Origin of the sequence: Niabella beijingensis, assembly GCF_020034665.1 — a bacterium.
Classification (GTDB): Bacteria; Bacteroidota; Bacteroidia; order Chitinophagales; family Chitinophagaceae; genus Niabella; species Niabella beijingensis.
In genome coordinates this window covers 3379289-3401239 of the sequence record NZ_JAIQDI010000001.1, presented here as the reverse complement: position 1 = coordinate 3401239, position 21951 = coordinate 3379289, and the positions used below count along the sequence as shown (strand labels likewise).

The following is a 21951-nucleotide window of genomic DNA, read 5'->3' as shown; positions in this document are numbered from 1 at the left end:
CTATGAACGGAAGGCAATTCATTTTAAAATACAGAGAATCCATCACCTGGGGTGCTGCGCTGATCCTGTTGTTTTTTATGAATACAGAAAGTACTTTTTCGTTGTGTCCGTTCAACGCTTTAGGAATCTGGTGCCCCGGTTGCGGCATCGGGCATTCGATCCATCACACGCTTCACCTCGATCTTATCACAGCCTGGCAGGAGCATAAACTCGGCATTCCCGCTACGGCAGTGCTGATCTGGCAGCTGATCAAATCATTACCTATAATCAACAAAAACAATAATTATGAACCAGGAACAAGTATTACGGGTTATACCGGATATTGAATACGATGAGTTGGTAACCGTGCTCAATATTACCAGGGATATGAACACCTCACAGCAGGAACAATTCCTGATGTTGTACCAGCGCAGGAGAAAATCGCGCCAGGAGCTGCTGTTATTATGTTTGCTCGGATTTGTAGGCGTTGCAGGCATTCACCGGCTGATCATCGGAGACATTGCCCTGGGGATCGTTTACCTGCTGACCGGTGGCTTGTGTCTTATCGGTACCATCGTGGATATCATCAACATCAATTCCCTTACCACGGGCTACAACGCCAAGCAGGCTTACGAAACCGCGGCACTGATCACTGCCACTTTCAACCAGCCCCGTAATTTCTAATTTTTCCGCAACCGTATCGCGGCACCCACATAATAGTTTCTCAACGGTGCCGCGTTATAATAGCGGCCACCCGCAGCATTGATATCATTGCCCAGGCTGTAGGTTTCATTAAACAGGTTGTCAACACCCGCATACACATTTACCAGCACCTCCTTCAGTTGTCTCCTGTATCCCAGTTTTACACCCATCAGATGATAGGCCGTTGCTTTCTCCGCATTTGCGTCGTTTAAAAAAACAGCAGACGCTGCGTAGTAATTCAGATCCGTATAGATCCCTTGTTTTAACACCAGACCCAGCTGGGTATTCAGCGTATTCATCGGAACGCCGGGTACCCAGTTGCCGGAATAGTCCTGCGTTTCCTTTACAAAATCATTGTAGCGGAAATGGCTGTGCGCATAGTTGGCGGTAATGTTCAGGTAATCCAGCGGGCCGGCGCCAAAGAAATGCCGGTAGCCGGCATACAGTTCCGCTCCTTTTTGCCGGATGTTCCCCGCATTGGTGAAATAGTCGGCTCCTGATGAATCCCGTCGCTGTACCAGGGCCTGGCTCAGGTCAAAATAAAAACCGGTCGCTTCCAGGTGCAGCTGTCCGCGAAGCAGGGTCTTTCGGGCGGTAAGTTCATAATTCCAGCCATGCTCCGCCTTCAGGTCCGGGTTGACAATAGTGGTGGAAGGCAATACTTCTGCAACAGTAGGTGGTGAAAAGCCGCGGGATACGGTGGCCAGCAGTTCCACAGGTCTGAACTTTTTTAAAACCGTGAACCGGGGGGCTACTTCATTATTATAGCGGAATACCTGTTCGATAACAGGATATTCGTTCAACCGGGAAAACACCAGCCGGCTCCGGTTCAGACTTACACCCGCGGTATAGTTCCAGCTTTTCCAGGAAAGCATCCCCTGCGTAAACACACTGTAGGTACCGATGGTAACATCATCATCTGTTTGCAGGGTATCCGGCTTTCCGTTTTTATTGTCTGACACGCGGATCGTGGAATAGCCCTGCTGTGCTTCTATGCCGCTGCTCCATTGCAGACCGGTCTCTCCCCATTTTTTTTCAAAATCAAAAACGGTGCGGCCGCCGAAATGCGGTTCCCTGCGTTGTTCAAAGTTGCGTACGGCACTGTTCTTAACCAATGCATAAGCACCGTAGCCGGTGGTGGTATTGCTCCAGTGCGATCCGAATTTTTGTTTGTGGGTTACACCGGCTGTAATGGTTTTCTGCCAGATGGCCGCATTGATCTGCTCCGCACCCGGAAAAGCGCCGGCTTTCGGGCGCGCTGCACGCGGGTTCTGCTGATATTCCTTCAGGGTTAATGCACCCGGTGTCTGGTAATACAGATCCGAAAAAAGAACGGAGGCGATCAGCTCCTGGTCGTTCCATTTGATATGGGTGTTCCAGCTGAGATTATTCCGCTGCATGGCCGACTGCGCACGGTATCCGTCGGATTGATCATGGGCATAGGTAACCGTATTGGTATAATTGTCTTTTGCCCAGCTGCCTTCCGCCAGGATATGGTGCGCGTTGTAACTTCCTGTAAAATATTCCACCCCTATACCTTTTTTTGTTGCTGCAGGCGGTTCTATCAGGATCAGGCCGCCGGTACCTGCACCATACATGCTGGAAGCCGGACCTTTAAAAATACTGATCGAATTAAAATTATTAAATGCCAGCTGATTGAAATAGGTATTGCCGCCGGGATCCGTAAGCGGGATGCCGCCCCAGTACACTTTTACATTCCTTACACCAAAAGGCGAACGCAGCGAGCTGCCCCTGATATTGATGCGGTAACTGCCCGGGGAACGTTCTTCCATACGCACTCCGGCCACCGTATTCAGTGCCGTCACCAGCGAACTTTTACTGGTGGGCACGGCATATTCCACCCGGCGCACCACCGCCGTTGTTATGTCATCCTTTTGCTGAAAAGCCCTGCCGGTAACGGTAATGGGGTCGATGGTTTTTACGGAATCGGTTTCCTGTGCAGCTGTTGCCTGCATGTTTAGAAGGAAAAAGAAAAGAATCAGATACCTCACGCTATAAAAATGCAACTTTTCGGGCAAACAAAAAAGATTCTTTACCCTGATATACAGGGCGATACACCGATGCCTTTATTTCAGTATCTTCACCGTAAGGACTTTTACCATTCGATAAAGCGTTTACATGGGCCGATTTGTTACCATCAAGGATATTGCCAAAAAACTGAATATTTCCGTATCAACCGTGTCCCGTGCGTTGCGTGACACGTATGATGTGAACCAGGAAACGCGGGAAAAAGTACTGGCAATGGCAAGTGAACTGAATTACCGGCCGAATTTCAATGCCACAGGACTCGTGAACCGCAGCTCCCATAACCTGGCGGTGATCCTGCCTTTTGTCACCAACTATTATTTTTCAACCGTAATTACGGGGATACAGGAAGTGGCCTACCAGCATGATTACAATATTATCCTGCACATCACGAACGATTCCCCGGAGCGGGAACTTTCCATTATTAAGAACCTCGCGGTGTCTAACCTGGACGGATTACTGATCGCTGTTTCTTCCGACTCCGATGCCTATACTCATTTTCAGCAGGTGATCGACACCGGCGTGCCTATTGTATTTTTTGACCGGGTACCGGATGCGATTAAAACTTCAAAAGTGATGCAGGATGATTACAACGGCGCTTTTGAAGCAGTGGAGCACCTGATCAGACAGGGGTACCGGAAAATTGCGCACATTGCGGGTCCGGAAGGATTGGGCTTTACTCAAAAACGCAAGAAAGGTTACCTGGATGCGCTGCGAAAACACGGCTTGCCCATAAAGGAACAATGGATCGTTCATTCCGGTTTTTCTCAGGAAAACGGGCAGTCGGACGCTGAACTCCTTTTAAGCCGGAAAGAGCGTCCGGATGCTATTTTTGCCGTGAACGACCGCAAGGCCATCGGCGCCATGGTTGCATTAAAGGAAAAAGGGATCAGGGTCGGGAAACAGGTTGGCGTGATCGGGTTTACCAACGACCCGGTGTCTACGGTTGTGTCGCCCACCCTTTCCACTATTGCCGAGCCGGCCTTTGAGATCGGCAAAAGAAGTTGCGAGCTGCTGCTGAAACATATCGGTAAACGGAATTTTATTCCGGAAGAAGTAGTGCTTCCCGGCACGCTGATCGAACGGGAATCCACCCGCCGTTAACCGGCACCCCTGCTGTATACGATCTGTCCCCCGATGATCGTTTTGCTGATGCGTACCTGCTCATCAAAGAGCACCAGATCAGCATCCCTGCCGGCAACCAGAGCTCCCTTTTGCTGATCGATCCCCATAATACGTGCCGGTGTGGCGGTGATCATGCGCACCGCATCGATCAATGGAACTTCCGCCAGGTCCACCATATTCCGAACCAGCCGGTCGGCCGTGGCCACACTTCCTGCAAAAGAGCTGCGGTCCGGCAGCCAGGCCACCCCCTTATCCACAATTACTTTCAGTCCGTTTTCTTTTCCGCCCAGCACACTCTCCCCTTCCGGCATACCTGCGGCACGCATGGCATCCGTGATCAATGCGATGCGGTCTGCTCCTTTGATCTTTACGATCAGCTTTAATAAAGGCGCGGGCAGGTGGATACCGTCTGCTATCACTTCTACGTCCATGGCATCAATGAGGTAACCACTTTCGATCACCCCCGCATAGCGGTATCCGTTCCGCCTTGAAACCCCCGACATCCCCGAATAAAAATGAGTAGCGAGCGTATAACCGTTCTCAAAAGCCTTCAGCACCTCATCATATACCGCATCGGTATGGGCGATGGCAGGGAGGATGTTTTCCGAAAGCAGGTATTGTCCCAGTTCAATGGCCCCTTCCAGCTCCGGTGCCGCACTCCAGCGTTTTATGGCATTGGAATAAGCGATCACCTCTTTATATTCCGCAGGGTCCGGATCGCGGATGTAGCGCGGATCCTGGGCACCGCGCTGGTTCATGGCAAAATAAGGCCCTTCCAGGTGCATACCCAGCAACCGGGCGCCATGCCTGTTCTGCTGTTGCGCTTCTTCAAAAATATCCAGTGTTTCCAGCAGGTCCTTTTTTTCGCTGGTAAGCGTGGTGGGGTATAAAGCCGTAGTGCCGTACCGGGCGTGTGTTTCTGCTATTTTTATAAAAGCATCACTCGTTCCGTCCATAAAATCGCAACCGCCGCCACCATGCACATGCAGGTCGATAAACCCCGGAGCCAGGTATTGTCCGCCTGCATCGATCTCCAGGGCGTCACCGATCTCCTGGTTCGCTTCGCCTACATACACAATGCGGCCCTCCGCTGCAATTAAAGTACCTTCTTTAATGACCCGGTGAGGTGTAAGGATCCGGGCATTGCTGATTTTCAGATAACGTTCCATCTGTTTGAATTTACGACCATTTTTTTATACGGTGCCCATAGAAGGCATAAAAAACCAGGTACAGGTAGCAGGGCACCAGCACCCAGTAGGCTTCACGCGTTCCGTGCAGATCCGCCAGGTGGCCATATACCAGTGGCAGGATGCCGTTACCACAAAGTCCCATGATCATCACCGATGCGCCCAGTTTGGTGAACCGTCCCAGTCCGTTAATGGCCAGCGGCCAGATGCCTGCCCAGATAAGGGAATTGGCAAAGCCCAGCAGGGCCACAAACCAGATAGAGGCATCAACGGTATGTCCCAGGAAGTTGCTGTTGCCCTTTATAAACAGGATCAGTAAGGAGAAGAGGGTGCCCAGGATGGTGCATAGCTGTAAGGCTTTTTTCTGACTGATCAGCCTGGGTATGGCGATCACTCCCAGCAGGTAACCGCAGATGGTGGCAAACAACGTATAGGAAGGAAAGACCTTGGCTTCCAGCAATGGCATGTGCATGGAAGTGGCATAACCGATGATCGTGTCAATAGAGATCACCTGCGTACCCACATGCAGGAAGATGGCAACAGCGCCTAAGATCAGGTAGGGAAAATCAAAAATACTTTTCTTATCGGCGTTGGCCTTTGAAACCTCCGGGTCCTCTTTTTCTGTATTGATCTCAGGCAGGGGCGATTTCAGGATCAGCAATCCCAGCAGCAGCAACACAAGCCCCACAACAAAATAGGGCACCATAACCCGCTGTATCAGTTCATCCAGCACCTGCTCCCGTTCTCCGGGTTGCATCAGCGGAATACGCTTGAACAGTTCGGTATCCGTTTTGCGTAAAATAACGGCTGCAAAGATCAGGGGTGCCAGTATGCCTGCACCCTTATTACAAACCCCGAGAATGCTGATCCGCTGGGCTGCGCGGTCGATAGGCCCCAGTATGGTAATATAAGGATTGGCGGCTGTTTGTAATACGGAAAGTCCCACCCCCAATGCAAACAAACCGGTTAAGAACATACCATAAGTACGGGTGAGCGCGGCAGGTATAAACAGAAAGGCGCCGATCGCCATTACACCAAACCCAATGGCCATGCCCTTTTTAAAGCCGGTGCGTTTGAGCATATAGGAAGAAGGCACCGAAATGATCAGGTAGGAAATATAAAAAGCAAACGTAACAAAGTACGATTCAAAGGTAGTCAGTTCGCAGGCAATCTTGAAATAAGGGATCAGGATGGAGTTTACCCAGGATATAAAACCAATCACAAAAAACACTACGGCAATAATACCTATCGAAACACCGACCTGTCTGTTTGTAAGCGCGGAGGCTGATACCGCTGTATTCTTTTCTTTCATATTTATCGTCTGGGATCAGGCCGGTTTCCGGCGTTGGATCGCATTCGCTAAAATATTGATTATTGAGGTTCACACATTGCTTCCCACCTGATAAATGAGTGGTAACGTTGCCGGAATCCTTCCCGATAACGTTACCGTTGTTTTATTCACCGGGTACATAACAATACTCTCCGGTAATTGATACTTTTGGTTGCGACAAAAACTTCATCGCCCTATTTTAAATTTAACTTTTACATGGAACTGAACATACAGAAAGACAAGCAGGCTCTGGGAAAAGCTGCCGGAACAAAAACAGCTCAGCTCATCCGAAACGCCATCGAACAAAACGATAAAGCCAATATCATACTGGCAACCGGTACCAGCCAGTTTCAGACCCTCCAACAACTCGTAAAAGAAGACATCGACTGGAGCAAGGTGGTCATGTTCCACCTCGATGAATACATCGGGATGCCCGTCACCCACCCCGCCAGTTTCCGCAAATATCTTAAAGAACGCTTCCTGGACCAGGTAGCTCCTTTAAACGCTTATTTCCTCATCAATGGAGAGAACAACGCCGAACAGGAGCGCCAGCACTTAAATGAACGCATCCGCCAGTATCCCATCGATGTGGCACTCGTAGGTATCGGAGAGAACGGGCACCTGGCATTTAATGACCCCCCCGCGGATTTTAACACGGAAGATCCTTACCTCATCGTGAACCTCGATGAAAAATGCCGCCTGCAGCAAATGGGCGAAGGCTGGTTCACTACCCTCGAAGATGTACCCGCACAGGCCATCAGCATGTCGGTAAAACAGATCATGAAATCGGCACATATCATTTGCTCCGTACCCGACAGTCGCAAGGCTCAGGCCATTAAGGACAGTGTGGAGCAACCGGTAAGTCCGCTTTACCCTGCCAGCATTTTACAGGAACACCCTTCCTGCGGATTGTACCTCGATGAAGCTTCCGCCGCTTTATTAGCACCGGTACATAAATAGTATCATTGAATAAAAGGGATCAGTTCTTCCTTAACGACAGGCGTACCGGTATCCGTAATCTCAGATAATCTTATTATATTAACTGCACGCTGAAAAATTTGCTTTATGAATCAGAACAGAAGAGATTTTTTAAAAGTATTTGGCATACTGGGTGCCGGTGCGGTCAGCGCGGGAACCGCGCAGGCAGCTGCCCTTCCTTCTTCCCTCCTCGCGCCGGGGGTAAATATGAATAATTACCGGGCGCCTAAACTGGAAACGGTACGTATCGGATTTGTGGGGGTAGGCAACCGAGGTGCCGCTGCCGTTAAGCGCGTCTGTTATATCGAGCATGTAGCGGTCAACGCCATTTGCGATATCCGGCCGGAGCGGGCGCGGCTTGCAAAAGAAAGTATCAAAAGCACCGGCTTTGATCCCGTATTGTATACCGGCAAGGCGGATGCCTGGATGCAGCTCTGCGAGCGCAAAGACATCGATGTGGTGTATATTGCCACACACTGGAAGCTGCACATCCCCATTGCCATTTACGCCATGGCGCATGGTAAACATGTGGCCATGGAGATCGGCACCAATGATAACGTACAGGAGGCATGGGATCTTGTAAAGGCTTCGGAAACGTATAAGCGGCACTGTATCTTCCTGGAGAACTGTTGCTATGACTTCTTTGAACTGCTGACCCTGAACATGGCCCGCCAGGGATTTTTCGGAGAGATCATTCACGGTGAAGGCGCCTATATACATGATATTGCCGATAGTTTGTTTGATACCACCAAGCGCTTTGACCTGTGGCGGCTGCGCGAAAATGCCAAACGCAACGGCAACCTGTATCCCACGCATGGGCTCGGACCGGTCTGCAATATCATGAACATCAACCGGGGCGATAAAATGGAATACCTGGTATCCATGAGCAGCAATGATTTTACGTTGAACGAACTGGAAAAAGAAGCTTATCGGAAAGATGCTGCCGATTTCAAACCTTTCCTGAATGCACCTTTCCGGGGGAACATGAACACTTCGGTCATTAAGACCAATAAGGGCAAGACCATCCTATTGCAGCACGACACCAGCTCACCACGGGTGTATTCGCGGCTGCACCTGATCAGCGGCACCAAGGCGGCAGCGCAAAAATACCCGCTCCCCGGCAGGATCTCCGTGGGACATGAAAACTGGCTGCCGGAGGCCGAAATGAAAAAGATCGAAGAACAATACACACTGCCGCTCGTAAAGCACCTGGGTGAAATGGCCAAACAGATCGGTGGTCATGGCGGCATGGACTTCCTGATGGACTGGCGCTGGGTGGATTGTCTGCGCAACGGCCTGCCCGTTGATCACAATGTATACGATGCCGCGCTCTGGTCGTCCATCGGACCCCTGAGTGAAAAATCGGTGGCGGGAAGATCCATTCCTGTAACCATCCCGGATTTTACAAAGGGTGCCTGGAAAACCAATGCCCCGCTTAATTTTTCTATTGAGCATGGCAACCTTACAGGCGTAAAATCAATAAAAGGATAGGGATCTTTTACGCTCACAGACATTCACAGACTAAAGTCCAACAAAATTTCTGTGGAGATCCATGGAATCTGTGAGAAAACAGATCTGTGGGAAAAACCCAGTAGTATCTGCGAGGGAACTATTCTGCTGATCTTCGCGGATTCTCGCCGGAATGTATGTGCCTACCTGCGGGAACTTTTACGCTCACAGATCACACAGACATTCACAGACTAAAGCTTCCCAAAACTTCCATGGAGATCCATGGAGTCTGTGAGAAAACAGATCTGCGGGAAAAACTTAAACCCCTTATCTGAATTTGAAACATTTGTTAAAACAAGGAACAGCAGCGCTTTTTTCCGCGGGCACCCTAAAAGCCACTTAGAACAATACCTTAAATTTGATAGTACAAAAACAACATCAACAGTGATGCGCCTTCTGCCTCAACTACTTCTTGTGTGCTGTACCTGTTTCTACAGTAGGGTTGCCCTTACACAGAAAAACCTTTCCCGAAGTATTGAAAAAGACATAGACCAGCTGGTTGAACAGCGGCTTCCGGATATTGCACCAGGTGCCGTGATATTGCTGGCCCAGGGAGACCGCATCCTTTACCATAAAGCCTTCGGGTATGAGAATACAACCACCAAAACAAAAATGGATAAGGATGGGATCTTCAGGATCGGTTCGATTACAAAACCTTTTACGGCACTGGCCATCCTGCAGCTGGTGCAGGAAAACAAACTGAAGCTACAGGATACGCTGCAACAATACATACCCGATTTCCCGGTAAAAAAATACCCCGTAACCATAGCGCAACTACTAACCCATACCTCCGGGATAAAGAATTATTTTGAAATCGAAAATCCCGCCCTGGAAAAAGACCATTATACTCCCCGGGAAGGCATCTCCTATTTCCAGGATGCTCCCCTGCAATTTCAACCCGGTTCCCGATATCAGTACAGCAACTCCAATTACTATTTGCTGGGCTATATTATTGAGCAGGTCAGCGGTATGTCTTACAATGATTTTTTGCAAATGCATATTTTTAACGTAGCAGGGTTGCAGCATACTTCTTACGGAAGCGTTGCCAGCCCGGCATTGCATCTCGTAAAAGGTTATTCAAAACTCAATGGCAGGATCGAAGATGCCGAACTGGAAGAGATCACTTCCATTTATGCAGCCGGAGGCCTGCTTTCCAATGCCGGGGACCTGCTTCGCTGGCACCGGGTATTATATGATGGCAAACTGATCAGCAACGGGTGGCTCAACAAGGCCACACAGTCCTACCGGCTCAGTGACGGCAAGCAGAGTGAATACGGCTATGGCTGGTTTATCTCTGATATTGACGGTACTAAAACAATTGAGCACAGCGGTTCTACCGATGGCTACCAATCGGACCTGGTCTATATTCCGGATCGGACCCTGCGCATTATTACCCTGTTCAATTGTTATGAAACGGACCGCGACTGGATCCTGCTTACAAATGATATTGCGCGGCTTGCGATGGGTAAGTCACTGGATCATTCCATTCGGCTTTCTAAAGAAATGCTTCAGCAATATGTTGGCATTTACAAACACAATGAAGAGTGGCAAATGATCTTCACCATGAAAGGCAGCGATCTCTATGTACGCTGTCCCAAAGCCGGCATTCCGGATATCAAACTGTACGCCACAAATGAAAATTATTTTTACACAAAAGAAACCCCCATAAAATTCGAGCTGTTGAAGCAACCGGATGGCAGCATGCTGCTGGTTACGTATAATAATTCCGGCAAAGACGCTGAATGGAAGCGCGTGGAGGGTTCGCAGGACAAGCAATAGCCCGTTGTTTCCCCCAACTGAACTCCGCAGGTTATTTTTCGCCGACGATGTACAGGCCAGTCCATCAGCGCTTATCTGCGGGCAACTATTTATGCTCACAGATCACACAGATGGTCACAGACTAAAAGTCCGTAAAATTTCTGTGCAGATCTGTGGAATTTGTGAGAAAATAAGCTATGGGCCCTGTCCTTACAACTCCTCACATTCATAGCCCATTTGCGCCACACAGTCCACTACAGTATCTTTGGGGATCTCGCCCACAACACGCAGTACCTTATCACAATCTTCCAGGTCTATCGTGCAGGCGGTAACCTGCTGCTGCTTTACCAGTTGGAGGATCTTATCCGCAGCCACCGGACAGGAGATATTGGTTTTAAATATCAGTATCATTATAGAGGAGTTTGTCAATACAACATTTTTTACAGGAGTTGCTGCTCCCAGGGATGGAGGGCTTGTTTTTAGCAATTCACGGTTGCGTTATCAACGTAACGCCGCTCAGCTCCGCTTTCCCGTTCTTCAGGAACTCGTAGGTCAGCCGGTCTGCCTTGCAATCGATAAACCGGACCTTTTTCAGACTCCTGCATTTAAAGAACGTGCTGATCAGCGTTACATTCTGAAAGGTCACTTTGGAAAAAGCACAGTTCTCAAAATAGCAATCCTCCATATTGCCTCCGAAAACAATATCCGTAAGTTGGGAAGTAGTAAAAGAAGTGCCATTCCAGGTCACATCGGCAACGATACTCTTTCCAAAATCGCAGGATTTAAATGATGCTCCGGTAAAGTCGGCGCCCGAAAAGTCGCAGCCGCTGATATGACTTCCTGAAAAGCCCGTATCCTTCAGTGAGCAGGATTTGAACTGGTTGTTGACCAGATGCGCGTTCCGGATTTCGCTGCTGTTGATATCAGAGCCGGAAAAATCACAGCCATCAACATGATTGCTTTTTAAAAGCAGCCCCGACAGGTCTGAACCGATAAACTTACAACGCCTCATATTAGAACCGCTGAATTTTTCATGCAGGTGCTCCAGACCGGAAAAGTCAGCATCCACCCAGTTGCCGAGCGACATATCCCAGCCACGCTTTTTTTGTACCCTTTCTGGTGCCGGCTGGTTGTTATCAGCTCCAGCAACAGGCGCAACCGGGGATTCAACAGACACCTGATCTGCATCCGAAAAACCAGTTGAAAAATAATTAAGATCCACATGCAACAGTTCCGCAAGGCGGGTAAAGGTAACAATGTCGGGCATCGATTCCCCGCGCTCCCATTTTCCTACAGCCTGGGAACTGATGAACAGTTGTTCCGCCAGCTGTGCCTGGGAAATATTAATCTTTTTTCGTGCTTCCGTAATCCTGCTGCCAATGATTTTTGCATTTAACATATACGACTGTTTTATTTTTTGATCCCACAAAGGTGCCCCGATCCACACCCCGGTTCCAAAAAAAAGCAGCAACTTATGGTTGCAGCAACACTACTTTCTGTTGTTTTTAAACAACTATCAGTGGTTTATACGGGATTTATCGGTCAATCAATACCAACGGACCCAAATAACCGACAGCCGCCTGTTCCCGGTCCTGCCCGGTCTTTTTGCGGCTGACTGCTCCCCTACACCCTGTTGCGATCTTTATTCCTGCATTAAACGTTGCAACAGGCAGGTTTGCAACAGCTGTTAACCGATTGGTTTATTGTTTTTTGGGGGATATTAAAAATAAAAAGCCATTCATCCGGCTGAAATCGGTGCAGATATCGATACCTGTGGTCCGATAAGCCTGGGATGCATCGTAAGCAGAACGCTACTGCATCGCCTTTATTTCTTTCTCCGTCAGGCGAAGAAACCGGGCTGCATTATTAAAAAGGATATCCCGCTTTTCAGCGGCCGAAAGAAAGGGGGCCTTATTAATAGCGGCAATACCCAGCTCAACTGCCTGTGGCCATATCATGTTATCTGAACCAAACATAATGCGCCTGCCAAATCTTTCATTCACCAGCTGCTCCAGATAATAAAACCCTTTGCGGGGTATCATATAACAGATCATCCCAATATCAACATATAACTGGGGATCTGTATACATAGTGGGCAGCATATCATCCAGTATCGGCCATCCGGCATGCATGGCATAAATCCGCAGCCTGGGATGCCGCAGCAATGCCTCCTCCAGTACCAGCGGACTGTGCAACCGGGCTGCAGTATTCTCCGATCATAATTCATCTACCGCTCCTGCACAGATATGGTACAAACAGGACTGACGGCAGAAGTGAGCCCCTTTACAGATCGTGCCTACGGCACTCCCGTCCTGTAGCACGTTGTGGTCTCCGGAATCAATTCCGGAGTTGCAGAAATCGCCGGGCCGATGGCCCTTTTGTATTGAGAGGATGGTGCAGACGCCGGCTGTTGTGCAACCAGGAGGATCTTGCAGGACTGGCGAGTGCCGTTGGGGACCGTGTCTACGGCACTCTTATGCCTATAGCCTGTTTTAGCATCCGGAATCAATTCCGGGTTGTAGTTATATGCCGGGCCAATGCCCCCTTTTGGGTGGTGCAGACGCCGGCTGCTGTGCAACCAGGAGGATCTTGCAGGACTGGTGAGTACCGTTAGGGGCCGTGCCTACGGCACTCTTATGCCCTGTAGCATGTTCCGGCATCCGGAATCAATTCCGGAGTTTAGAGTTCAGTCAGGTCGATGACCTTGACCTGGTACCTGCCTTCGGCCAGGCAAGATAGAATTTGGTTGTGAAGCTGGAATGATGGTATTGCAGGGGCGGGGAGACTTGCGAGGCAGGTAAGTGAAAGAGGCTGCGCCTCGTCTTCATCTTCCAACAACAAACTTCAGTTTGTTGATTCCTGCCATCAATGGAACGCTGAGAGCTGTAGGCTCGGCTCATAAAAGCCGCCCTGTACTGAGGTGCCGACGAGTGCGACGCAAGACTGTTGCCATAGGCACTGAAGCCGGGCTATTAAAAAATACCGTTATTGTTGAGTGCTTGCGGCTTCCTGCATTCAGGACCAGGCCTTCCGTACAAACCGCAGCCAGTTATCATGAAAAATATTTTTTATATCCGTGTCCGTATACCCCCGCCGCTCCAGCATACCTGCCAGTGAGGGGAGATCGGCAATGGTTTCCATATCGTAGGGGCATTGCTCTTTTCCAAACATCCCGTCCAGGTCGCTGCCAATGCAAACGTGCTGACTGTTGCCCGCCAGCTGGCAGATATGATCAAAATGATCCACCAGCAGCTCCAGGCTTACATTGCGGGTTACGGGATTGGAAACACCGCGCTGCCAGTCGTTCACCAGCATCCAGGCATCCAGCGCGCCGCCGATGATGGCGCCACGTTGGATCAGTTGCTTTATCTGGTCGTCCGAAAGCTGCCGCTGGTGCTGTACGAGGGCACGGCAATTGTGGTGACTGGCCCAGAGCGGACCTTTATACAGGTCCATAGCCTGCCGGAAGCCTTCATCCGTAAGGTGGGTAACATCCAGTATCATCTTCAGCGCATCCATCTCTTTTAGCAGTTCGATGCCCCATGGTGTCAGTCCGCCGGTTTCGCCCGTACCGGGGGCATACCTTCCCGGACCGTAATGCGCCGGGCCGATCACCCGCAAGCCACCGGCATAGGCTTTCTCCAGGTAAGAAAGGTTGACCAGCGAATCGGCCCCTTCCAGGCTTAATACAAAGCCTACGGGTTTTTCTGTATTGCTTACTGCAGGATCGTTCCACAGTGCCAGGTGTTGCTCCAGTTTTTCAAGATGGGTGAGCTGCACCATTTGACCCGCATCTTCCATCGCCTTATACCAGGCCAGCTGGCCCTGCGCCTGTGCCCAGGCCTGCTGTGGCGAGTGCCAGCCGGGCAGGTTACTGCCCTGCTCCACATACCGCGCTATCTGTGTGGCCACCACAATACCGATGTTGCCGGCCCGCAGCTCCGGCAGCGCCACCACGCCTTTGGCACGGTCGGGTTTGTCGGTAAGTCCGGCCTCCCTTTCACGGATGGCCACAACCGGCAGTTGCAGGTCGCGGTTCCATTCCAGGGCGTTCATTGCCAGGTCCAGGTGTGCATCAATCATTAACATGTAACCGTACTTTTATTTAGTTACAGCTGTTTCTTTTTCTGCCAGCCGCCGCTTTACCACGTCTGCCGGGTATTTCAGCGCCAGGTCCCTTATTTCAAAACTAAAGGCGGAAAAGGTTTCCTCCCAAAGCCGCGCTTCTTCCGGTGTGTACTCATAGAAGCCTTTCCCATTAGCCACACCCCGCCCGCCGGCAGCCACAATATCTTTGATCAGCTGTGGTGCTTCTGTGGTATTGCTCAGCGTGGGCCAGAGATCTTTCATCACCGTAAGGTAAGCCGGTACACCGGTAAGATCCATCCAGCGGAACACGCCGGCAAGCGTCATCCAGTATCCCGGGTTATTCCGGCAGGCGCGGTCCACATCCTCTATTGTCGCATACCCGTTCTCCACCAGGTAAAAGGCTTCGCGGTAAAGGGCATACATCAGCCGGTTGGTGATAAAGCCCCGGATGTCCTTACGTACCAACGTAGGCTCCTTACCCCATTGATGCGCCAGTGTATACAGCTGTTCTCCCATTGCTTCATCGCTGCGGTCGCCGCAGATCACTTCCAGAAAGCGCGTGGTATGCGAGGGCTCTGCCCAGTGCAGTCCGAAAAAACGCTCCGGGTGCTGTGTCAGCTGCTGCAGAATACTGATGGGTATGGCAGAAGTATTGCTGGCCATCAAGGCATCCGCTGCAATAACGGCTTCAATTTTTCCGTACACCGTTTTCTTGATCTCCAGGTTCTCGATGGTGCATTCGATAACCAGCCGGCAATCCTTTAGCTTTTCATAATCGCCGGTGATGGTAAGGCCTTGTAAAAAAAATTCCGGCTCCCGCGTTAACAGTCCTTCCTGTTTTGATTTATGGAGGTGCGTGCGGATCCGCTTTTCCGCATGCTCCAGATCTTCAGGAATAGGTGCCAAGGCAATCACCGGATGCCCTGCCATAAGCAAACAGGTAGTGATGCTGCATCCCATCAGCCCCAGGCCCACTACCGCCACGGGAAAATCGTTTGTTTCTGTTGACATAGATTTATTTTTAACGACTGTGATAGCTTTTTAAAAGTGCTTACTCAGAGCACATAATCCTTTCCGGCTACCGGCCACACCCCGCTTTTAACTCCGCCAACGATCACCTCCGCATGCTGGTAGAGGGCTACCGTTGGACAGATATGCCAGGGCAGGCCGTACAACAAATCCCCGATCTTCCACTGATGGTTTGGGGCGGTTTCGGCAACCAGGTGCTCTTCGCTGTGCCGGAGCATTTTCAGCCCGGGGGCATTTAAAAAGAACACCCGCCGGCCGATGGGCTGTTCTGCGGCGATCGATTTATAACCCAGGTCGATACATACCTGGTCCGGCGTGGGCAGGGAAATGATACGTGCCAGTACCAGTGCCGCCGGGATAAAGGGCAGATCCGGCAACAGCTCCTGGTATCCCTTATCCCAGTAAACAAACGTACCGGGACTGCATTCAACATCCGGCGTGGCGGCATGAACAGAAAAGGTCGGTGATCCGCCTGCGATCACGTTCACCTGCGGATAGCCCCTTTCCTTCAGCAACGTTTGTAAAAAATATACAGGGGCAAATGCCCGGGTACAACTGTTCTGCCGCTGTGCTATCTCCGTTTCATTGATGTGCCCGTCATATGCATGCAGGCCTTCCACACGAAGCCCGGGCATGCGGGTCAGGGTTTCATACAATTCCAGTGCACCTGCATCCGGTTTGATACCCGTTCGGTCCATTCCCACGTTGAGGTCGATGTATACAAGCAGCGTTATCCCGGCTTTTTGAGCGGCCTCCGAAAGCAGGGTACCGGTACCGGTATTATCCACCAGGCAGGAAAAAGTGACCCCGCTGAACTTTCGTACCAGCTCCAGCCAGCGGCTGAGCTTTGCGGCGGTGGGCGGATAGGCCAGCAGGATATCGCGCGCACCTGTATCTGCAAGCAGGGCGGCTTCTGCAAGCGTGGCACATTTAAACCGTTGTATACCCGCTGCCAGCAACAGCTTTATGACCTCCGCCGACTTATGCGTTTTTACATGCGGGCGCAGCCGTTCGCGGCGGCTCAACATCTCGACCGCAGCGTCGATGTTCTCCCGGATCCGATCCGGGTATAACACCAGTGCCGGCGTGTCGATCGTATCTGCATTGCGGATGGTATACCAGGCTTGCTCTTCCATCGGGATCTATTTAGCCGGGAGTTTTACAATACAATCAATTTCCACTTTAATATTATTGGCCATAAGGGACTGCACCGTGGTGCGTGCCGGTTTTATCCCGGTAAAATAACTGTTATATACCACATTGTACCGGTCGAACTCACGGATATCCGCCAGGTGCACCGTACACTTCACCACATCATCCAGTGTGGCGCCTGCTGCTTCAATAATGGCCCTCAGGTTATTCAGCGTCAGCGTTGTCTCCTCTTCAATAGTGCCGCTGACAAAGGTGGAGGTCTTAAAATCAACTGCGGCCTGTCCGCTTACATACAGCCATCCATCTGCAATAACCCCGTCAGAAAAAGCACCGGTGGAAAATCCCGGATCACGATCGGGATGCTTTACTTCAATTTTTTTCATATATCATTATATTGATTAATACATAACCGTACCCGTTCCTTCATGTACCCTTGCAGGGTGATGAAACCGTTCCTGTAAAGGTAGGCCCTGTGGTCCAAAACCGGAACAACGGGCTGCCAGAGGATTTTTCCACATCGTTCGTTCAATTCCGTCAGCACCGCAAGCACCGGCAACGTTACCGGCTGCAGCTCTGTTGCAACAGCAGATTTGCAGCTATCCTGTGCCACCGCCTGCCGATAACGTTACCGTTGTTTTATTCACCGGGTACATAACAATACTCTCCGGTAATTGATACTTTTGGTTGCGACAAAAACTTCATCGCCCTATTTTAAAATCTGATTTTTACATGGAACTGAACATACAGAAAGACAAGCAGGCTCTGGGAAAAGCAGCCGGAACAAAAACAGCTCAGCTCATCCGAAACGCCATCGAACAAAACGATAAAGCCAATATCATACTGGCAACCGGTACCAGCCAGTTTCAGACCCTCCAACAACTCGTAAAAGAAGACATCGACTGGAGCAAGGTAGTCATGTTCCACCTCGATGAATACATCGGGATGCCCGTCACCCACCCCGCCAGTTTCCGCAAATATCTTAAAGAACGCTTCCTGGACCAGGTAGCTCCTTTAAACGCTTATTTCCTCATCAATGGAGAGAACAACGCCGAACAGGAGCGCCAGCACTTAAATGAACGCATCCGCCAGTATCCCATCGATGTGGCACTCGTAGGTATCGGAGAGAACGGGCACCTGGCATTTAATGACCCCCCCGCGGATTTTAACACGGAAGATCCTTACCTCATCGTGAACCTCGATGAAAAATGCCGCCTGCAGCAAATGGGCGAAGGCTGGTTCACTACCCTCGAAGATGTACCCGCACAGGCCATCAGCATGTCGGTAAAACAGATCATGAAATCGGCACATATCATTTGCTCCGTACCCGACAGTCGCAAGGCTCAGGCCATTAAGGACAGTGTGGAGCAACCGGTAAGTCCGCTTTACCCTGCCAGCATTTTACAGGAACACCCTTCCTGCGGATTGTACCTCGATGAAGCTTCCGCCGCTTTATTGACGCCGGCATTAAAATAAATAAGAATGACTGGTTTTATCCGTTATATCCTGTTGGGGTGCATTGCATTTTCTGCGCTTTATCCTTCTGCGCAGGATAAGGCTATGGCCATCCCGGAGGACGGATTGCCACTGGCACAGATATTCGACGGCAGGGTACCCGACCCGGCAGTGTATCATCAGCACAGCAATAAAGTATACTTTATTTGGGGCGCTAACAAACCGGCTCAGCCGGGTGGCATTGTAACCAGCAAATATTTCCCCTCCATCCGCAATCCCGACCGGAAGCGGGATATCGAATGGTATCAAAAAAATCATCCGGAATGGATCCTGTATAAAGCAGACCAGGCGACACCTGCCTATGGGTATATTTATGATTACGGGGGACTGGTACCACTGGATGTTTCCAATCCTGCGGTAAGAGAATATTACCTGAACGAATTTATTTTACCCGCCGTGCAAAAGGGTTACCCGGTGGTTGCGATGGACAACGTGGACCTGGGCAACTGGCCCGGTGCCGTTGGTCGTTTTACAAACGGCAAATGGGAACAGCTGTATACCGGAAAGAAGAATGACACGACGTTCCAGAACAATATGATCCGCTGGATACAATTTCTTGCAGACCGGCTGCATCCGCTGGGAGTGCGCGTTGCCGCCAATATCAAAGCCAACAGTGCAGCGCCCGAAGCCGTGCTCCGTATGATGCAGGCGGCAGACATCTGGCTGGATGAGAACGGCTTTACCCATACCGGGAAGAATGTAACGGGCGGGGCCTGGGAACGGCAGCGCTCCTTCTTAGAGCAGATAGCAGCAACAAAAGGATATATTTCCATCAACCAGTTAAAGGGCACCCTCGATAAAGCGGCTCCTGCGCAGCTGGAATGGGTGATCGCCAACTTCCTGTTACTACGCGGACCACAGAGCCTGCTGGCACCCACGGGCTTTGAAAAGAAAGCCATTTACCAGGAGTTCCACTACCGGCCGGAGGTGGACCTGAACATCGGCACACCAACCGGGAAGCCGCATAAGGTGCAAAATATCTGGATACGGCCGTATCAGAAGGGAATGGTTTGTGTGAACCCTTCCCCGCAGGATACTGCAACGTTCACACTTCCGGAAGGTAACTGGAAAACGATTAGCGGGGCGGTAAAACGCGGAACGCTGCAACTGGAGCCTGGTTCGGGCTATGTATTGATAAAAGATCAGGCAGCAGAATGATCTGCTGCGCCCACCAGATCCGGGTTTACCTCCAACCACTCACGATTAAATCACAGTGATATGAAGCACAGGTTTGTTCTATTATTTTGTACAGCGATTTGTTTGTTTACATTAAACGCAGCAGCGCAGCAGTTGCCTGTCGTCCAAAAAGCACAGCCGAAATGGGCAGACGGGTTCCCCGTAATCATGATCGGCAACTGGGATGTAAAACCCAGCTTCCGGCGCCGGGTAGGTGCGAACCCCGTCTGGATGGATGAGGTGTACAAAAGGGAGTCTACCGAAGCCCAGGTAAAAAAATACAAAGAGATGGGCGCTACCATGGTGATGGCCTTTTTTTATAAAGGATTTGGATTGAGCGCAGAGAAAGAAGAGATCGACGCCACACGCAAACTGTCGGCCCTTTGTAAAAAATACGGACTGAAGATCGGCGCTTATGTCGGCGCTACCATGCCTTATGAAACCTTTCTCCCCGAAGTACCGGAAGCGAAGGACTGGATCGCGCCGCCGTACCAGGGGCAACCGGTCACCTATGGCAGCCAGACCTTCCGCAAACTGGTATATTTTCAGCATGAAGGCTATAAAGCCTATATCAAACGGGTATTAAAAATAGCCATTGAAGATCTGAAAGTGGACCTGATCCATTTCGACAACTCTTCCATACAGGCCATTGCCCCGGTGTTTTATCATCCGCTGGCAGCAGAACAGTTCCGTGCTTTTTTACGGAAGAAATATACTCCGGAACAACTCCGGCAACGTTTGGGCTTCAGCAATATGGATTATGTGGAACCGCCCTCCTATACCAAAAGCATCAGCATATTGCACGATCCGCTGGCGCAGGAATGGACCGACTTCCGCTGTCAGCGGCTGGCAGATTATTACGGTGAGATGGCGCAGTATATCCGGAGCCTGAACCCGGATGTAGCGGTGGAATGCAACCCGCACGGACTGGACGGCCGTAACTCCATGTGGAATGAAAGTGTTGATTTCCCCCGCCTGCTGGCGCATACCAATTATTTCTGGACGGAAGGCGAACATACCGAGCTGGCGGCAGACGGTACCCTGCTCTCCAAGATCCGCACTTTTAAAATGGCGCGCACGCTGAACAACCGCGTGTTTACCAATACCAGCGACAGCAAACTAAAAATGGCAGAGATACTGGCCTATAACCGCGACGGCATCGGCCTCATCGGCGGATTGGAAGAAATGGAAGGCGGCAAACACCAAACTTCTTTTGAATTACCACAGGATCAGAAAGCGTATATACGTTTCTTCCGTGATCATTTTGAATACTACACCGGTACTGTGAATATTGCAGATGTGGCCGTGCTGCATAGCTTCAATACGATGGCGTACAATAATGATCGTCCCTATCAGAGCACTTTTCTTTTTGAACAAAGCCTGATCCAGGGCAAGATTCCATTCGATATTATTTTTGATGCACAACTAAAAAACCTGGACCGGTACAAAGTATTGGTACTGGCCGACCAGGAGAGCCTTACTGATGAGCAACAGGAACTGATCCGCGCTTTTGTACGTAAAGGTGGCGGCCTGGTTGCCACCGAACATACCTCCTTATACAACAGCTGGCACCAGCGTAAGGAACACTTTGGTCTCCGCGATCTTTTTAAAGTGGAGGCACCGGAATGGCACAACCGCAGCACGCCGGAGACAATACTATCCATCGCTGAACAACGCAATAGTGTTGGCAAGGGGCGGGTTTCCTACCTGCCGGAAGTGATCCCCTCACAGCCCAAACCGGCCATGGTAGCTATGTCTGGCAAATACTTCCGGCTCGCCAAAAATCACCGGCAATTAATTGAAGCTATTCAATGGGCCTCCGCCGATGCATTATCCTTAAAGGTAGAGGCACCGGAAACCGTGACCATGGAACTGGTACAACAGGAAGACCGCAACCGCCTGCTGCTGCACCTGGTTAATTTTAATTATCAGAACTCCGGGGTGGAAAATATTAAGGTCGCATTAAAAATACCCGAAGGAAAAAAGATACAGCAGGTAAGCATATTAAGTCCTGACGGAAATACCAGTAATACACCGGCGTTTCAGCAGGAGAAAGGAAAGGTGCATTTTACCGTACCACAACTTGCTTTGTACGACCTGGTAGTGATCCGGTACAGGTAGTTATGTCACTAAGACTCCAGGAAACGAAGAAAAAACTTCCGGACCATCGCTCTTTTCGCAGCAGTAAAAACATTAAGGCATTAAGCACAACAAAAATCTTTGCGCCTCTTTGTGGCTTCGTGCCTTCGCAGCCCATTTCTTGCCACTAAGACTCCAAGGCGCTAAGTAACACGAAGAAAAGCCCTCACCTCTGCGGCTTCGAAAAAATTTCAGGCTTTAAGCTCCGTTAAGAATAACCAAAACCTTTGTGCCTCTTTG

Annotated in this window: 19 protein-coding genes; 9 read left to right on the top strand and 10 right to left on the bottom strand. The window is 50.3% G+C overall.

The window, feature by feature from the left end; translation table 11 throughout:
- The first annotated feature begins 2 nt into the window (after nt 1-2).
- On the top strand, nt 3-326 hold the full coding sequence (locus K7B07_RS14275; RefSeq protein WP_223710706.1) for a DUF2752 domain-containing protein: 324 nt from the start codon (nt 3-5) through the stop codon (nt 324-326).
- Nucleotides 286-663: a TM2 domain-containing protein gene (locus K7B07_RS14270; protein WP_223710704.1), complete on the top strand. Its 378-nt coding sequence runs from the start codon at nt 286-288 to the stop codon at nt 661-663. The genes K7B07_RS14275 and K7B07_RS14270 overlap by 41 nt, the downstream gene beginning before the upstream one ends.
- Here the strand turns inward: K7B07_RS14270 and K7B07_RS14265 are convergent.
- The gene (locus tag K7B07_RS14265; protein ID WP_223710703.1) at nt 660-2657 is read right to left on the bottom strand and encodes a TonB-dependent receptor; all 1998 of its coding nucleotides are present in this window, start codon (nt 2655-2657) and stop codon (nt 660-662) included. The two genes, K7B07_RS14270 and K7B07_RS14265, sit on opposite strands and share 4 nt — an antisense overlap.
- Before the next feature lie 163 nt (nt 2658-2820).
- On the opposite strand from K7B07_RS14265, the gene K7B07_RS14260 reads away from it, so the two are divergent.
- The gene (locus tag K7B07_RS14260) at nt 2821-3831 is read left to right on the top strand and encodes a LacI family DNA-binding transcriptional regulator (protein WP_223710701.1); all 1011 of its coding nucleotides are present in this window, start codon (nt 2821-2823) and stop codon (nt 3829-3831) included.
- Here K7B07_RS14260 and nagA read toward each other — a convergent pair.
- Together nagA and K7B07_RS14250 are read right to left on the bottom strand one after the other, a co-directional pair.
- Nucleotides 3828-5021: an N-acetylglucosamine-6-phosphate deacetylase gene (gene nagA, locus K7B07_RS14255; protein WP_223710699.1), complete on the bottom strand. Its 1194-nt coding sequence runs from the start codon at nt 5019-5021 to the stop codon at nt 3828-3830. The genes K7B07_RS14260 and nagA overlap by 4 nt on opposite strands.
- A gap of 10 nt (nt 5022-5031) precedes the next feature.
- Complete coding sequence (locus tag K7B07_RS14250; RefSeq protein ID WP_223710698.1) at nt 5032-6351, bottom strand: sugar MFS transporter; 1320 nt, start codon at nt 6349-6351, stop codon at nt 5032-5034.
- 234 nt (nt 6352-6585) lie between these two features.
- Between K7B07_RS14250 and K7B07_RS14245 the strand changes: the two genes are divergently transcribed.
- The 3 genes from K7B07_RS14245 to K7B07_RS14235 all read left to right on the top strand — a co-directional run bounded on the left by K7B07_RS14245 (nt 6586) and on the right by K7B07_RS14235 (nt 10635).
- Nucleotides 6586-7329, top strand: coding sequence for a glucosamine-6-phosphate deaminase (locus K7B07_RS14245; RefSeq protein ID WP_223710696.1), 744 nt, complete (start codon nt 6586-6588; stop codon nt 7327-7329).
- Between the two features lie 105 nt (nt 7330-7434).
- Entirely contained in the window at nt 7435-8838 is a 1404-nt protein-coding gene (locus K7B07_RS14240; RefSeq protein WP_223710695.1) for a Gfo/Idh/MocA family protein, read from the top strand.
- 405 nt (nt 8839-9243) lie between these two features.
- Entirely contained in the window at nt 9244-10635 is a 1392-nt protein-coding gene (locus K7B07_RS14235) for a serine hydrolase domain-containing protein (RefSeq protein WP_223710694.1), read from the top strand.
- Nucleotides 10636-10824: 189 nt separating this feature from the next.
- On the opposite strand, the gene K7B07_RS14230 is transcribed toward K7B07_RS14235, so the two are convergent.
- From K7B07_RS14230 to K7B07_RS14200, 7 genes are all read right to left on the bottom strand, one after another.
- Complete coding sequence (locus K7B07_RS14230; protein ID WP_223710692.1) at nt 10825-11025, bottom strand: hypothetical protein; 201 nt, start codon at nt 11023-11025, stop codon at nt 10825-10827.
- Between the two features lie 76 nt (nt 11026-11101).
- Complete coding sequence (locus K7B07_RS14225; RefSeq protein ID WP_223710690.1) at nt 11102-12013, bottom strand: pentapeptide repeat-containing protein; 912 nt, start codon at nt 12011-12013, stop codon at nt 11102-11104.
- A 412-nt stretch (nt 12014-12425) separates the two neighbouring features.
- Entirely contained in the window at nt 12426-12809 is a 384-nt protein-coding gene (locus K7B07_RS14220) for an amidohydrolase family protein (protein ID WP_223710688.1), read from the bottom strand.
- Between the two features lie 820 nt (nt 12810-13629).
- Nucleotides 13630-14703 (bottom strand): dipeptidase, encoded by a 1074-nt coding sequence (locus K7B07_RS14215; protein WP_223710687.1) that lies wholly within the window; start codon nt 14701-14703, stop codon nt 13630-13632.
- 12 nt (nt 14704-14715) lie between these two features.
- A complete protein-coding gene (locus K7B07_RS14210) occupies nt 14716-15714 on the bottom strand; it encodes a 3-hydroxyacyl-CoA dehydrogenase family protein (protein ID WP_223710685.1) in 999 nt (332 codons plus the stop codon).
- A gap of 44 nt (nt 15715-15758) precedes the next feature.
- On the bottom strand, nt 15759-16868 hold the full coding sequence (locus K7B07_RS14205) for a D-TA family PLP-dependent enzyme (protein WP_223710683.1): 1110 nt from the start codon (nt 16866-16868) through the stop codon (nt 15759-15761).
- Nucleotides 16869-16874: 6 nt separating this feature from the next.
- Complete coding sequence (locus K7B07_RS14200; RefSeq protein WP_223710682.1) at nt 16875-17267, bottom strand: RidA family protein; 393 nt, start codon at nt 17265-17267, stop codon at nt 16875-16877.
- A 346-nt stretch (nt 17268-17613) separates the two neighbouring features.
- On the opposite strand from K7B07_RS14200, the gene K7B07_RS14195 reads away from it, so the two are divergent.
- Genes K7B07_RS14195 through K7B07_RS14185 form a run of 3 tightly spaced genes read left to right on the top strand, consistent with a single transcriptional unit; the run spans nt 17614 to nt 21693 of the window.
- Nucleotides 17614-18357, top strand: coding sequence for a glucosamine-6-phosphate deaminase (locus tag K7B07_RS14195; protein WP_223710681.1), 744 nt, complete (start codon nt 17614-17616; stop codon nt 18355-18357).
- 6 nt (nt 18358-18363) lie between these two features.
- Nucleotides 18364-19554, top strand: coding sequence for a putative glycoside hydrolase (locus tag K7B07_RS14190; RefSeq protein ID WP_223710680.1), 1191 nt, complete (start codon nt 18364-18366; stop codon nt 19552-19554).
- A 60-nt stretch (nt 19555-19614) separates the two neighbouring features.
- Nucleotides 19615-21693 (top strand): beta-galactosidase, encoded by a 2079-nt coding sequence (locus tag K7B07_RS14185; RefSeq protein WP_223710679.1) that lies wholly within the window; start codon nt 19615-19617, stop codon nt 21691-21693.
- Nucleotides 21694-21951 lie beyond the last annotated feature (258 nt).

Coding starts and splice junctions, on each gene's coding strand:
- K7B07_RS14275 (WP_223710706.1), top strand. CDS start 3: ATGAACGGAAGGCAATTCATTTTAAAATACAGAGAATCCATCACCTGG.
- K7B07_RS14270 (WP_223710704.1), top strand. CDS start 286: ATGAACCAGGAACAAGTATTACGGGTTATACCGGATATTGAATACGAT.
- K7B07_RS14265 (WP_223710703.1), bottom strand. CDS start 2,657: ATGCAGGCAACAGCTGCACAGGAAACCGATTCCGTAAAAACCATCGAC.
- K7B07_RS14260 (WP_223710701.1), top strand. CDS start 2,821: ATGGGCCGATTTGTTACCATCAAGGATATTGCCAAAAAACTGAATATT.
- nagA (WP_223710699.1), bottom strand. CDS start 5,021: ATGGAACGTTATCTGAAAATCAGCAATGCCCGGATCCTTACACCTCAC.
- K7B07_RS14250 (WP_223710698.1), bottom strand. CDS start 6,351: ATGAAAGAAAAGAATACAGCGGTATCAGCCTCCGCGCTTACAAACAGA.
- K7B07_RS14245 (WP_223710696.1), top strand. CDS start 6,586: ATGGAACTGAACATACAGAAAGACAAGCAGGCTCTGGGAAAAGCTGCC.
- K7B07_RS14240 (WP_223710695.1), top strand. CDS start 7,435: ATGAATCAGAACAGAAGAGATTTTTTAAAAGTATTTGGCATACTGGGT.
- K7B07_RS14235 (WP_223710694.1), top strand. CDS start 9,244: ATGCGCCTTCTGCCTCAACTACTTCTTGTGTGCTGTACCTGTTTCTAC.
- K7B07_RS14230 (WP_223710692.1), bottom strand. CDS start 11,025: ATGATACTGATATTTAAAACCAATATCTCCTGTCCGGTGGCTGCGGAT.
- K7B07_RS14225 (WP_223710690.1), bottom strand. CDS start 12,013: ATGTTAAATGCAAAAATCATTGGCAGCAGGATTACGGAAGCACGAAAA.
- K7B07_RS14215 (WP_223710687.1), bottom strand. CDS start 14,703: ATGTTAATGATTGATGCACACCTGGACCTGGCAATGAACGCCCTGGAA.
- K7B07_RS14210 (WP_223710685.1), bottom strand. CDS start 15,714: ATGTCAACAGAAACAAACGATTTTCCCGTGGCGGTAGTGGGCCTGGGG.
- K7B07_RS14205 (WP_223710683.1), bottom strand. CDS start 16,868: ATGGAAGAGCAAGCCTGGTATACCATCCGCAATGCAGATACGATCGAC.
- K7B07_RS14200 (WP_223710682.1), bottom strand. CDS start 17,267: ATGAAAAAAATTGAAGTAAAGCATCCCGATCGTGATCCGGGATTTTCC.
- K7B07_RS14195 (WP_223710681.1), top strand. CDS start 17,614: ATGGAACTGAACATACAGAAAGACAAGCAGGCTCTGGGAAAAGCAGCC.
- K7B07_RS14190 (WP_223710680.1), top strand. CDS start 18,364: ATGACTGGTTTTATCCGTTATATCCTGTTGGGGTGCATTGCATTTTCT.
- K7B07_RS14185 (WP_223710679.1), top strand. CDS start 19,615: ATGAAGCACAGGTTTGTTCTATTATTTTGTACAGCGATTTGTTTGTTT.